Below are 12,781 nucleotides of genomic sequence, written 5' to 3' on the forward strand. Positions count from 1 at the left end.
TTACAATAAAAAATAATAATATGAGCCTGTAGGCAAATAATATCTTAGAGGATGTTATTATCTTTGCCGATATTCATAAAATCCAATGATATGTACTCTCCTGAAATGATCAACTATTCCGGTATTATTTTATCATGCTATGCAGATAATAATACATCCTGCGTACATGCTATAAAAGATCACTCGCTTATATATACTTATGCCGGCAAACTTCTGATAGAAGACAAAGGAAAAGAATTGACTATTCTTCCGGGTGAATGTGTATTCATACGTCGGGATCACAGGGTGCAGTTGACAAAATTATATTCCGATACAGAACAGTACAAAGGAATAACATTTTTATTCAGGCGTAATTTTCTCCGTAAATTTTATAATAACATAGGGAAAAAAGAAATGTCCAACAATATAAAGGCGCCTGAAGAGAGTGTTTTCAGAATACCTTTAAGACCTGATATCAGTAGTCTTTTCCATTCATTACTTCCCTATTTTGACTCTTCGGTACAGCCGACAAATGATATTATAAAACTAAAGGAACAGGAGGCTGTCTATTCCCTTTTAAATACGGATAATCAATTTTCTCCTGTTCTGTTCGATTTCACCGAACCCTGGAAGATTGATATTATTGATTTCCTGAACGAGAACTATATGTATGATCTTTCGATGGAAGAGATCGCTTCCTATACCGGACGAAGCCTTGCCACCTTTAAACGTGATTTTGCAAAAGTAAGTGAACTACCCCCTCAAAAATGGCTAATAAATAAAAGGTTGGAAGTGGCATACGATAAGATCGTAAATCAGGATATGAAGGTCAGCGATGTATATGTGGAAGTCGGGTTTAAAAATCTCTCTCATTTTTATAGAGCCTTTAAAAAGCAATATGGTTTTTCACCAAAAAATAAATACAGTAATACGCCTTTAAAGCGTTAAAGTGTAAATTGCACCTCTTGACAAAAAAATTTGAGCCGCGGAGCGAAAATGCTTTGCAGCTTTCATTATAATTTTGCATCATGAAATTAATCAATAACTGTTTGATAAAATATTTATTCATGAGTGCAAAAGACTACCAGCATGATCTATCCGACAATCCGGATATTTATTCTGACTATTGGCTACATAGCGGAAAACATTCTTTCGCCAATATCAGGACAGAGCCAACCTTTTGTCTGGTATACTCCGGAGAATTGATTATCGAGTGCGGTGATGAAACAATATCTATAGGGAAAGGAGATTGCCTGTTCCTGAAAGGAGAACAAATCGTTAATATGGAACAGAAAAATTGTGGGCCTGACAAATTCTGCGGAATATTCATCGAGTTCAATCAATCTTTCTTGCTGGATTTCTACAATAATCGCCGTAGAAAGAGATATTCAGTCAACAATAAGTGCATCTCCGGCAATATGGTTAAACTTCAGAATATTCCATGCATCCGGAGTCTTTATGTTTCAATGATTCCGTTTCTTGAAGCAGGAGAGAAACTCCCAAAATATCTTTTGGAATTGAAGCAGTTGGAAGCTGTTTATAGCTTACTGGTCTTGGATAAAAACTTTTATCCATGCCTTTTTGATGTATGTGATACCAGTCTTATGAACTTACTGCATGAAAACAATATATGTAAAAACTGAAGTAATAAATAACATCAAACCATGGCCGGCATGAATGATGAATACAAAATCATTTACGGTCAATAAACATTTATTTTTATGGATAGGAGAAAATTTATCCAAAAGGGGAGTCAGATCGTATTGGGTTCCCTCGCTGTCCCGATGTTTGCTTCCTCATGCACTGGGGCAAACAGCGCAAAGGCTGTTAACAACACAAATGCCCTTTTAACTGGGAACGATGAACTACCGAAAGTCTATTTTACAAAAGAAATTACTCCCGAATCACTGATGAGGATTTATCAGTCGCTTGGGCGTGAGGCAGTGGGACAAAATGTAGCCGTAAAGGTCACGACCGGTGAACCGGGAGGCCATAACTTCCTGAAACCTGCATTTATGCGTGATTTTGTTCAATCGGTGAATGGTACGATCATCGAGTGCAATACTGCTTATGGAGGGGGGCGTGCCTCAACGGAAGATCACCTGAAAGCTGCCCGGGATCATGGCTTCATGGACATTGCCAATGTGGATATCATGGATGCCGACGGCGAGGTGGAATTGCCTGTCAGGAACGGAACCTGGATTAAGAACGATATCGTAGGGAAGAACTACCTGAATTACGACTTCACGGTTATTCTCTCACATTTTAAAGGACATGCAATGGGCGGCTTTGGTGGAGCAATCAAGAACATGTCCATAGGTATCGCCTCGTCGCATGGTAAGGCATGGATACATTCTGCGGGAAAGACTACAGACCAGACCGAAGTATGGAATAATCTCCCCCCGCAGGATGATTTTCTGGAGGCGATGGCAGAAGCTGCAAGTGCCATTGCCGATCATGCGGGAGATAAGATTATTTATATCAGCGTGATGAATAATCTTTCAGTAGATTGCGACTGCGACTCAAGTCCTGCAGATCCGGAAATGGGTGATATGGGTATCCTTGCTTCGCTCGATCCGGTAGCGCTCGACAAGGCTTGTGTGGATTTGGTATATGCCTCGCCCGATCATGGCAAAATCCACTTAATCGAACGTATGGAATCACGGAACGGAATTCATACACTGGACCATGCTGAAAAACTCGGTATGGGAAGCCAGAAATACAACCTGGTGGATATTGGATAATTGGAGTACGTCAGGAAACCTGTTTTTTGCAGACAAGCGGAATATTGAACACATTGACAAAGTCCGTAAAGGACAAACAAAGAGGTTATCGGATAAAGAACGGAAAAAACTGTTCAGCCTATGAAAGAAGATAGCATTGAGTAGCCTTATTCTACTTTTGTAATTTCTCCGGCTATGCAAGTATTCATTCTATGCCTGATCTCTTTTTCTGAAAGTCTGTGACCCAATAGAAACATCAATTTCGTAACCGCACATTCAGGGGTGCTGTCATATCCGCTAATCACACCTATATCAAGTAGCTGTCTTCCCGTTTCGTAGCGCTGCATTTCTACCATACCGGAAGTACATTGTGTTATATTGACTATGATGATCCCTCTTTCGGTGGCATCTTTCAACTGATTGATAAACCATTCCTTTTGAGGAGCATTTCCCGCACCAAAGGTTTTCAATACAACGGCTTTAAGTTCAGGAACATGTAGTAATGAAGTGATAATGCTTTCCTGGATGCCGGGAAAAAGAGTTAACATGACAACATTGGGATCAAACAGATAATGGGGAAATAAAGGTCGAATTATGCCCGGATATTGAATAAGATTCTGGGCATATTTTATATGTATACCCACACGGGCCAAGGCAGGATAATTAAATGAACGGAAGGCATTGAAGTTTTCTACATTTATTTTCGTAGTTCGGTTACCCCGCATCAAGTGGTTCTCGAAGAAAATACAAACTTCGGGCACGATAGCGGTTCCATCCGGATTTTTAGCTGCCGCTATTTCAATGGCAGTAATCAAATTCTCTTTAGCATCAGTCCGAAGCATTCCGATTGGAAGTTGAGAGCCGGTAAGGATGACCGGTTTACTCAAATTCTCAAGCATAAAACTTAAGGCAGATGCCGTATAAGCCATAGTATCCGTACCGTGGAGAATTACAAATCCGTCATAATTGTCGTAATTGGTACTGATAATTTCTACCAGACGGGCCCAATGTACCGGCTCCATATCAGAGGAATCGATAGGAGGGGAAAATTGGTATGTAGAAATGTGATAATTGAATTTTTTCAGTTCCGGAATGTATTTCAACAGATAGTCAAAATTAAAACTTTCCAGGGCATTGGTCTCCTGGTTTTTTATCATTCCTATAGTTCCGCCTGTATATATTATCAAAACAGAAGTGGTTCCCGTTATCATATTGTCTTTTGTCATATAAATCGGAGGTATGGCCACCAATAACCTTTACTTCTCAAAAAATACCATTGCTTTTGTCTACGACTACAATATTTGCGGTGGCTGAACGGTTTTCTGCATACAAATATACATGATATAAATGGATTATCACACAAATTCATAAAAATGAAGAACTGGACCGAAGAGCTGAACTTGCATATAAGGAATTTTTCATACGTTTTTTGCAGAGTAAGATTTTTCAGTTGGTATTGAACTACAATAACAATTATTATAGAAGATAGATACACTTGATAATTTGAGCCTTAGAGCCAAATAATTTGAGCCGTAAGGCAAAAAAAGCAAAAGGCATAATTCATAATTTTGCATCGTACAAAATTATACGGCTAAATAAAATGGAGAATAATACGATAGATATTTTTGAACGGCTCAAAAACGGTGAATCCATACCGCCTGACGATACTCAGGCATATAAGATGCGTGAGGCTTCGTATGCCACTAAAAAAATACTCCTGCAGATGAATAACTCATCAGACCCGATAGAAATCAGGAATTTATTGGGCAAGATCACGGATAGTGAGATTGACGAAAGCGTGGCTATTTTTACTCCTTTATATATCAATTACGGAAAGAATACCAAAATCGGAAAAAACGTATTCATCAATTTTGACTGCACTTTTCTGGATTTGGGAGGGATTACAATAGAAGATGGCGTACTATTGGCTCCGAAAGTTAATTTGTTATCGGAAGGACATCCCTCATCGCCGGAAAACAGGCATACGTTGACGGTGGGACATATCCACATAAAAAAGAATGCGTGGATTGGAGCAAATGCTACCATATTACCCGGCATAACAGTAGGTGAAAATGCCGTTGTAGCAGCGGGAGCAATTGTTTCAAAAGACGTGCCCGATAATGCGATAGTAGGTGGTATTCCCGCAAAAATCATCAAAACAATCACAAATGACGAATAAAATGAAAAGATTATCAATTCTTGCAGTGGCAGCCCTTATGTTGGTGGGGCAATCCTGCACGCAAAACCAAAGTGTGAACAATCAGAATGAAGAAGATATGAATAATACAGCACAAACTGAACATTATACTTTTGAGTTGAGTGATAAAGTCACCCGTGAAAAAGTAACTTTCAAAAACCGTTATGGAATTACTTTAACAGGCGATTTATACATTCCGAAAGATAGTTCCGGTGAGCCTCTGCCAGCTCTTGCCATTAGCGGGCCTTTCGGTGCGGTAAAAGAGCAATCTTCGGGACTGTATGCCAATCAAATGGCAGAGCGTGGATTTGCCGTACTTGCTTTCGACCCCTCATATACAGGTGAAAGTGGCGGGGAACCCCGTCACGTGGCATCGCCCGATATTAACACCGAAGATTTCAGCGCGGCGGTTGATTATCTTGGAATACAGAATTATGTGGACAGGAACAGGATAGGCATCATCGGTATCTGCGGATGGGCAGGCTTTGCATTGAATGCCACTGCAGTCGATAAACGTGTGAAAGCCGTTGCAACCACAAGCATGTATGATATGTCGAGAGTGAATGCGAAAGGTTATAATGATGCCACAACGTTGGAACAACGTACACAAATATTGGAACAATTAAGCGCACAACGTTGGGTAGATGCAGAGAATGGAGCACCTGCCGTGGGACCGAAAGGATTAGAGGATTTAACCGATGCGCCACAATTTGTAAAGGAATATGCAGACTATTACAAAACGGAGAGAGGTTTTCACGAACGTTCCATTAACTCGAACGGCTCATGGACGATTACCAACCCTATATCCTTTATGAATATGCCGATCCTGACATATATAAAAGAAATATCACCAAGACCGGTATTACTCATTGCAGGAGAAAATGCCCATTCCCGTTATTTCAGTGAAGATGCCTACAAAGCTGCTGTTGAACCAAAAGAGTTGATGATTATACCCAATGCCGTACACGTGGATTTGTATGACAAGGTGGATATTATTCCTTTTGATAAGCTGGAAACGTTTTTCAAAGAAAACCTTGAATAAGGTTTTCTTTGACGCTCCATCATTTTAATAATTGTATAGAATGAAACATTTAAAATATCATATAATTGCTGTTATGGCATTATTTACGGTTGCCATTAGTTTTACAAGTTGCGGTAATGATGACGAACCTGTTATAACACGCACCACTCTTACATACAATACGAATGGAGCGACAAGTGGAACAACACCCGCTGCCATTATGCAGGAAACCGGAATGAGCATCACACTGAACAGCGGAACAGGATTTAGCCGGGATGGATATACCTTTGCCGGTTGGAACACCAACGCTGACGGTACAGGAACCAATTATGCAGGAGGCAGCAGCTATACGCTGAATAGCAATGTAACCCTCTTTGCTAGATGGAATACTGCCTCAAGTTCAAATATGACCGAGCATGGCCGTATAGAAAAATTTGCCAGTCTGCCAAGTACCCCACCGGCCAATCACTCCAATCCCGGTACGATACAAATCGGTGATTTAATGCTATATAGTTCGAGTACGCTGGTGCTTTTTTACACCACGCACAACACTTCCTACAGTTATACACGAATCGGACGGATTGATAATCCTACCGGATTAGCTGCCGCATTAGGTACAGGAAGTGTAACAGTAACATTTGAATTGGACTAAAAAACATAGAAAATGAATAGTATTTGAGCAAATAAAATATTGAGATATGAAACATCTATTTTTAGTAATGATACTCTTTGCATCAACGTTATGCAATGCCGCATCCAGCGACAAGGACAATGATGTTGTGTATTTTGGAAATAATGCGGAAAACAACAAAGGAAAAAACGAAATGGAAACGAATAAAATCAAAATAACGGTCAATTCACAAACCTTTATGGCCACACTTGCGGACAATAAGTCCGCAAAAGCATTTCAGGAAATACTGCCTTTGACTATCAAAATGGTTGATCTGCACAAAAACGAGAAATACTACGATTTGCCTAAAAGTCTGCCGGCCAATTCGTCCAATCCCGGAACGATACAAAACGGGGACTTGATGCTGTACGGCTCACGTACTTTAGTGCTATTTTACAAGACGTTTTCAACCTCTTACAGTTATACGAGGTTAGGAAAGGTGGATAACCCGGCAGGCCTGGCATCTGCATTAGATTCGGGAAATGTTACCGTAACGTTTGAATTGCAATAAACAAATTGTTCAAAAGTCGGATGAGGCGTTGTATGCCATCATAGCATTGCATCCCGGAAAACAATTCAATATTCAGGGTTATCTCAGCAGATTGCCATAGCGTACTACATGCTTCTATTTTTTATCAAGTAGTTTTTCAGATGATGTAAAATAACTCTGAACGGCAGGTTCGAGTGACGTACCAAGACGTCCACAAAGAAAGGGAGTCTTTTGAAAGGATCCCTTATTTTATAATAAATGCTCTTTCATTGTGTAAAATTTCTTCAGCCTCTTAAAGGATAATTTTTTTCGTTTCTTTGAACGGTAAAATCATAAAACTGTTACCTTTGAAAACGGAGATTTATCACATTTCAATATGCAATAACTTGCGTAAATGTAAAAGAAACAAGGAATAGCAATCACCAAACAAAACAGAATAATGTATGACACCGAAACAAAACGAATTTCACGACTGACTGCAATACTAACCCAATTGCAGACCAAACGACTTTTGACGGCTACGGAACTTGCCGACAAATTTTCGGTAAGTGTGAGAACAATATACAGGGACATCAGAACATTGGAACAGGCAGGCGTTCCGATTGTGACCGAAGACGGCAAAGGTTATACACTAATGGAACATTATCGGCTTCCTCCTGTTACGTTTACAGAAAGCGAAGCCAACGCCTTGATTACAGCAGAACAATTAGTGCTGAAAAACAAAGATGCTTCATTTATCAAAGCCTATTCAGAAGCCATTGCCAAAATCAAAACCGTATTAAAACACAGCGTAAAGGATAAAGCCAATTTACTTGCTGAAAGAGTACAAATTATACAGAACACAAACAACGAAAGAACAAGCAGTAATTTGTCCGCTTTGCAATTTGCATTGACCAATTTTCATTTAACGGCAATAACTTACACCAACGAAGCCAACAAGACCACAAACAGAGCCGTTGAACCATTTGCCATATTAAGCACACAAGAAAACTGGCTTGTGTTAGCGTGGTGTCGTTTACGCAATGAATTTAGATTCTTTCGTCTTGACAGAATAAAAAAATTAGATGTCCTTACGGAAAAATTTGAGCCACACAAAATGACCTTGCAGGAATATTTTGAAAGGTATTATTGATTTTTTGCCTACCCCTGACATACTGTTGTCGTAACCCCATTTTAGTTTTGCAGTATCATTCACTAAAAAATAAATATATGAACATCATTGTAGGAGCAACAGGACAAGTAGGCTCAAATCTTATCAACGAACTAAAAAACAAGGGCTTTCCTGTAAGGGCAGTAGTGAGAAATCCCGACAAACTTTCGGACAAAACCATTGAAACCCGAACCGCAGATTTGTTTAATTTGGAGCAACTTACAGAAGCGTTTAATGGTGGAACGGCTGTTTTTGTTTTGACACCTGAAAATCCAACGTCAAATGACATAATTGAAGACACCAGACAAATTGTTGAGAATTACAAAAAAGCCATTCAAGCCACAGGAATTAAAAAAGTGGTGGCTTTATCTTGTGTTGGTTCACATATTGACAGCAATACAGGCAATGTTTTAATGTCGAGAATTTTAGAGCAAACATTAGATGATTTGGATATAGAAAAAGTATTTATCAGACCGTCTTATTATTTCAGTAATTGGTTAGGTTATTTGGAAACAGTTGAACAATACGGGGTATTGCCAACTTTTTTCCCCGAAGGTTTGAAAATTGAAATGCACTCACCCATTGACCTGGCAAAATTCATTGCCAAAGTAATGACCGACACATCATCGGAAAAGAAAAGAATTTATGAATTAACAGGACAACAAAAATACAACTCGCTTGATGTGGCAAATACATTTTCAAAATTGTTGAATAAAAACGTAAGTGTTCAATCCATACCGCAAGACAAATGGAAAGAAACGCTTATGTCAGTCGGTTTTACTGAAAATACAGCGGCAAATCTTTCGGATATGACAAAAGCCGTTATTGACAACAAGACTGTTCCTGAACGGCCAAATGACACGATAAAACTTCCTACAACATTAGAAAAATATATTAACGAACAACTGAAGAAATAACAATGAAATAGAAAAAATCAAGAAAGTGTTATCGTCAATCTATCACAAAACTTCTTTTTTATAAATTTGTCGTTTATAAAGGCAGATATGGCAAAAAACAGAAAACAAGCACACGCCGTTTACACCATTGGTCATTCTACCCATACCTGGGAAGAATTTTTGGCGATACTTCAATCTTTTGGTATCAAAACATTGAATGCAGGCGATGACAAAGAAGTGGTACGAGGCAATATGCCTTAGGGTTTCGGTGGTATAAGAGGACAAATATTATTGACTGAATATTCAATACTTTATATTCTTGAACAGCACCCTGTTTTCACGTGCTTCGTTGAGCCGTGTTAATATTTTCTCCCGGCTATAATCAGAGAAATCATTGTTCCCGCTACCGGTAATCAAATTGAGCAGGTCTCTTAACTCCTGATCCGAAAATTGCTCCATAATCTCGTCGAACGGTTCTTTGGAACCAATCTCAAAGCGGATAAAGGCGAGCCTCGATTTTGCAGTCGGGAAATCGGGTGCAATTTCCAGTAATTCCTGAAGATACCCGGCAGCTTGTTCATATTTCTCCTGTGCCACACTGATATTCGCCAATCTGTCCAACACATCTTCATTGCCTTCTGAGGCAATGGCAGCTTTCATATACGCTGTTTCGGCTGCAGCAAAATCTCCGTCATGAAAAGCCAGTTCTCCCTCCAGCATAAAATAATCAAGTGTTTCTCTTTCAGCTTCCGGAATTTGGGCGAAAATCTCTTTCGCACGTTCATAATCATCTTTATTGATGTAAACAAAAGCTCGTTTGGCCATAATACCTTCACTTCCCAACGCTGCTTCCCTCTTGTCGATAAGATCCATCATCTTATCATACTGCTCCATAGCGCTGTAGGCCTCCAGCAGAGAATCATATATTGCTTCGTCATCGGGCGATTTCTGGAGACACTCCTCAAAAAGGGCAATAGCCGCCTGAAGATTATCATTCAGATAAAAAGACAAAGCCTTCATTTTCAATACATTTACATCATCCTCATTGATGGTAAGCGCAAAATCAAAAGCATCCACAGCCTTGTCATGCTGCTCATTCATGGAATAGAGCTTGCCTATATTCACCCATCCGTCATACGAATAGGGATCAATATCAAGCAGTCGGTTGTTATATTCTATGGCTTTCTCCAGATTTCCCTTCATCTCGTATGCGTAGGCGAGATCAACAATAGCATCGCTGTTCGAATCATTGATCTTCATGCTCTCTTCGAGAAACGAAATGGCACGGTCGAACTGATCCACATCATTGAACATATATCCCAGTTCAGTAATGAAAAAATAGAGATCGTCGATGGGGAGTTCCTGTTTTAGCGTACTATTGATAAGTAGGTCGGCATCACCATGCTTTCCGAGATGCAACAGCGCCTCAATCTTCAAGAGTGCCAGATCCACCTCGCCATTGTCCGAGATCCACTCCATATAATCGAGTGCATCCTGGTACATCTCCGAATAGACAAGGACCTTTGCCTTCATCAGCATCAATTCGGGGCTACCGGGATGCATCTTCAGCCCTTCATTAATGAGCTCTTCCGCTTCCTCGTTATCGCCTTCTGCATTGTAGTACTCAGCAAGCGTGGCGAACTCGTCGGCATCGAAATATATCTTCCTGCCGAGTGCACGCATGTGTTCGTACTTCTCAATCAATGAATTTATGTCCAGTTCGTTATCTTCCATTTAAATCTCCTGTAGCCGTAGAATGTAGCCGCCTAATAAAACCGGTGATTACTTTTTCCAGGAATCCTTAAGGGCAACCGTACGGTTGAATACTAAAGCATTTTCCGTAGAGTCGGCATCCACATTGAAATAACCGATCCGTTGAAACTGGAAGCTATCCAGCGATTTTGCCTCTTTCAGGTATTCCTCCACCTTACACCCTTTTTTCACGATGAGTGAATCGGGATTTAACAATTCCCTGAAATCTTTCTCTTTTTCACCTGCCGGATCCTCTACCATAAAGAGACGGTCATAGAGTCTTACTTCCGCATCCAGACTGTGAGGTGCAGATACCCAGTGAATGGTTCCTTTTACTTTCCGGTTCGAATCGGGCATACCGCTTTTCGTCATCGGATCATATTCAGCATATACCTCTGTCACGTTCCCTTCTTCATCCTTCCTGCAACCGGTACATTTCACGATATAGCCATTCTTCAGGCGCACCTCATTACCGGGTGTCAAACGGAAGTATTTCCTGGGTGCCTCTTCCATGAAATCATCGCGTTCTATCCAAAGTTCACGGCTGAATTTCACTTTTCTGCTGCCCATACTTTCATCTTCCGGATTATTGATCGCTTCCATCTCTTCCACTTTCCCTTCGGGATAATTGGTAAGGATCAGTCTGATCGGATCGATGACACCCGAAACGCGGATTGCACGGGCATTCAGATCCTCACGCACCGCGTGCTCTAATAGTGACACGTCATTGATGGCGTCGTATTTCGTATAACCTATCTTATCTATGAATTTTCGGATCGCCTCCGGAGTGTATCCTCTGCGGCGCATACCGGTCAGCGTCGGCATCCGCGGATCATCCCATCCCGAAACCAGTTTTTCCTGTACCAGTTGCAGTAGTTTACGCTTACTCATCACCGTGTAGGTGAGATTCAGGCGATTGAATTCGGTCTGCCGCGGACGGTAATCACTGTCGGCCAATTGATCGAGGAACCAGTCGTACAACGGGCGATGCACTTCGAACTCCAGCGTACAAAGCGAATGTGTCACTCCTTCGAAATAATCGGATTGCCCATGTGCGAAATCGTACATCGGATAAGCCTTCCACTGTGTACCTGTACGATGGTGGGGAATATGGATCACCCGATAGATAATGGGATCACGGAAATGCATGTTCGATGAAGCCATATCTATTTTGGCTCGCAGCACCATCTTCCCTTCGGGGATCTCTCCGCTATTCATCTTTTCAAACAGTTCCAGCGACTCCCCAGTGGGTCGGTCGCGATATGGACTATGCGTTCCCGGTACGGTGGGCGTTCCCTTTTGTCTGGCAATTTCCTCGGCGGACTGTTCATCCACGTAGGCCTTACCCTCTTTAATCAACTGAATGGCAAAATCCCATAACTGTCCGAAATAATCGGACGCATAATAGACGTTTTCCCAATGAAACCCCAACCATTTTATATCTTCCATGATGGAATCCACATACTCCACATCTTCTTTCACCGGATTGGTGTCATCGAAGCGGAGATTGCAAATACCGCCATATCTTTCCGCGATACCGAAATCAAGGCAGATGGCTTTGGCATGTCCGATATGCAGGTAGCCGTTGGGTTCAGGCGGGAATCGTGTCTGTACACGTCCACCGTTTTTCCCTTCCTTCAGATCATTTTCCACGATCTGTTCTATAAAATTAAGGCTTTTCCTGTTCTCTTCAACTGTGGATTTCTCTTTTTCCAACATACGACCGGGTTATTTTCTCTATTAATAATATTCTCTATACTCTTTTCTCAACGCCTCATAGGGTTTTATTCATTCAATAATGAATTTATAAACACTTATTATACATCTCGTTTTGGGGACTTATAAACAGGTTTATTCACCCTTCAGATTATAACCTGCAAATTTAGTGAAAAATTCATTATGG

General features: G+C 40.7%; 13 protein-coding genes. 10 read left to right on the forward strand and 3 right to left on the reverse strand.

Going from position 1 to position 12,781, the window contains the following annotated elements; all coding sequences use genetic code 11:
- The first annotated feature begins 90 nt into the window (after positions 1-90).
- From F597_RS0117760 to F597_RS0117770, 3 genes are all read left to right on the forward strand, one after another.
- Positions 91-927: a helix-turn-helix domain-containing protein gene (locus tag F597_RS0117760; protein ID WP_221406114.1), complete on the forward strand. Its 837-nt coding sequence runs from the start codon at positions 91-93 to the stop codon at positions 925-927.
- A 119-nt stretch (positions 928-1,046) separates the two neighbouring features.
- A complete protein-coding gene (locus tag F597_RS0117765; RefSeq protein WP_026327611.1) occupies positions 1,047-1,622 on the forward strand; it encodes a hypothetical protein in 576 nt (191 codons plus the stop codon).
- Positions 1,623-1,700: 78 nt separating this feature from the next.
- Positions 1,701-2,723, forward strand: coding sequence for a DUF362 domain-containing protein (locus F597_RS0117770; RefSeq protein ID WP_019541105.1), 1,023 nt, complete (start codon positions 1,701-1,703; stop codon positions 2,721-2,723).
- 146 nt (positions 2,724-2,869) lie between these two features.
- Here the strand turns inward: F597_RS0117770 and F597_RS0117780 are convergent, their stop codons facing one another.
- Positions 2,870-3,913: an asparaginase gene (locus F597_RS0117780; RefSeq protein WP_026327613.1), complete on the reverse strand. Its 1,044-nt coding sequence runs from the start codon at positions 3,911-3,913 to the stop codon at positions 2,870-2,872.
- A 389-nt stretch (positions 3,914-4,302) separates the two neighbouring features.
- Here F597_RS0117780 and F597_RS0117785 point away from each other — a divergent pair, with 389 nt between their 5' ends.
- The 7 genes from F597_RS0117785 (at position 4,303) to F597_RS22485 (ending at position 9,387) form a co-directional block, all read left to right on the forward strand.
- Positions 4,303-4,881 (forward strand): DapH/DapD/GlmU-related protein, encoded by a 579-nt coding sequence (locus F597_RS0117785; RefSeq protein ID WP_026327614.1) that lies wholly within the window; start codon positions 4,303-4,305, stop codon positions 4,879-4,881.
- Positions 4,871-5,941: an alpha/beta hydrolase gene (locus tag F597_RS0117790; RefSeq protein ID WP_019541109.1), complete on the forward strand. Its 1,071-nt coding sequence runs from the start codon at positions 4,871-4,873 to the stop codon at positions 5,939-5,941. The genes F597_RS0117785 and F597_RS0117790 overlap by 11 nt, the downstream gene beginning before the upstream one ends.
- A gap of 40 nt (positions 5,942-5,981) precedes the next feature.
- Positions 5,982-6,572: a cyclophilin-like fold protein gene (locus tag F597_RS22130; RefSeq protein ID WP_019541110.1), complete on the forward strand. Its 591-nt coding sequence runs from the start codon at positions 5,982-5,984 to the stop codon at positions 6,570-6,572.
- 46 nt (positions 6,573-6,618) lie between these two features.
- A complete protein-coding gene (locus tag F597_RS0117800; protein ID WP_026327616.1) occupies positions 6,619-7,101 on the forward strand; it encodes a cyclophilin-like fold protein in 483 nt (160 codons plus the stop codon).
- Positions 7,102-7,519: 418 nt separating this feature from the next.
- On the forward strand, positions 7,520-8,212 hold the full coding sequence (locus F597_RS0117805; protein WP_019541112.1) for a helix-turn-helix transcriptional regulator: 693 nt from the start codon (positions 7,520-7,522) through the stop codon (positions 8,210-8,212).
- A gap of 77 nt (positions 8,213-8,289) precedes the next feature.
- On the forward strand, positions 8,290-9,147 hold the full coding sequence (locus F597_RS0117810) for an NmrA family NAD(P)-binding protein (RefSeq protein ID WP_019541113.1): 858 nt from the start codon (positions 8,290-8,292) through the stop codon (positions 9,145-9,147).
- 87 nt (positions 9,148-9,234) lie between these two features.
- Positions 9,235-9,387, forward strand: coding sequence for a hypothetical protein (locus tag F597_RS22485; protein ID WP_157279229.1), 153 nt, complete (start codon positions 9,235-9,237; stop codon positions 9,385-9,387).
- Between the two features lie 42 nt (positions 9,388-9,429).
- Here the strand turns inward: F597_RS22485 and F597_RS0117820 are convergent, their stop codons facing one another.
- Both F597_RS0117820 and F597_RS0117825 read right to left on the reverse strand, forming a co-directional pair.
- A complete protein-coding gene (locus F597_RS0117820) occupies positions 9,430-10,860 on the reverse strand; it encodes a tetratricopeptide repeat protein (RefSeq protein WP_019541115.1) in 1,431 nt (476 codons plus the stop codon).
- Positions 10,861-10,908: 48 nt separating this feature from the next.
- Positions 10,909-12,597: a glutamine--tRNA ligase/YqeY domain fusion protein gene (locus F597_RS0117825; RefSeq protein ID WP_019541116.1), complete on the reverse strand. Its 1,689-nt coding sequence runs from the start codon at positions 12,595-12,597 to the stop codon at positions 10,909-10,911.
- Positions 12,598-12,781 lie beyond the last annotated feature (184 nt).

The organism is Proteiniphilum acetatigenes DSM 18083 (assembly GCF_000380985.1).
GTDB classification, from domain to species: Bacteria; Bacteroidota; Bacteroidia; order Bacteroidales; family Dysgonomonadaceae; genus Proteiniphilum; species Proteiniphilum acetatigenes.

Bases quoted from the DNA above. Each gene is read 5' to 3' on its own strand.
- F597_RS0117760 (WP_221406114.1), top strand. From the start codon at position 91: ATGTACTCTCCTGAAATGATCAACTATTCCGGTATTATTTTATCATGC.
- F597_RS0117765 (WP_026327611.1), top strand. From the start codon at position 1,047: ATGAGTGCAAAAGACTACCAGCATGATCTATCCGACAATCCGGATATT.
- F597_RS0117770 (WP_019541105.1), top strand. From the start codon at position 1,701: ATGGATAGGAGAAAATTTATCCAAAAGGGGAGTCAGATCGTATTGGGT.
- F597_RS0117780 (WP_026327613.1), bottom strand. From the start codon at position 3,913: ATGATAACGGGAACCACTTCTGTTTTGATAATATATACAGGCGGAACT.
- F597_RS0117785 (WP_026327614.1), top strand. From the start codon at position 4,303: ATGGAGAATAATACGATAGATATTTTTGAACGGCTCAAAAACGGTGAA.
- F597_RS0117790 (WP_019541109.1), top strand. From the start codon at position 4,871: ATGACGAATAAAATGAAAAGATTATCAATTCTTGCAGTGGCAGCCCTT.
- F597_RS22130 (WP_019541110.1), top strand. From the start codon at position 5,982: ATGAAACATTTAAAATATCATATAATTGCTGTTATGGCATTATTTACG.
- F597_RS0117800 (WP_026327616.1), top strand. From the start codon at position 6,619: ATGAAACATCTATTTTTAGTAATGATACTCTTTGCATCAACGTTATGC.
- F597_RS0117805 (WP_019541112.1), top strand. From the start codon at position 7,520: ATGTATGACACCGAAACAAAACGAATTTCACGACTGACTGCAATACTA.
- F597_RS0117810 (WP_019541113.1), top strand. From the start codon at position 8,290: ATGAACATCATTGTAGGAGCAACAGGACAAGTAGGCTCAAATCTTATC.
- F597_RS22485 (WP_157279229.1), top strand. From the start codon at position 9,235: ATGGCAAAAAACAGAAAACAAGCACACGCCGTTTACACCATTGGTCAT.
- F597_RS0117820 (WP_019541115.1), bottom strand. From the start codon at position 10,860: ATGGAAGATAACGAACTGGACATAAATTCATTGATTGAGAAGTACGAA.
- F597_RS0117825 (WP_019541116.1), bottom strand. From the start codon at position 12,597: ATGTTGGAAAAAGAGAAATCCACAGTTGAAGAGAACAGGAAAAGCCTT.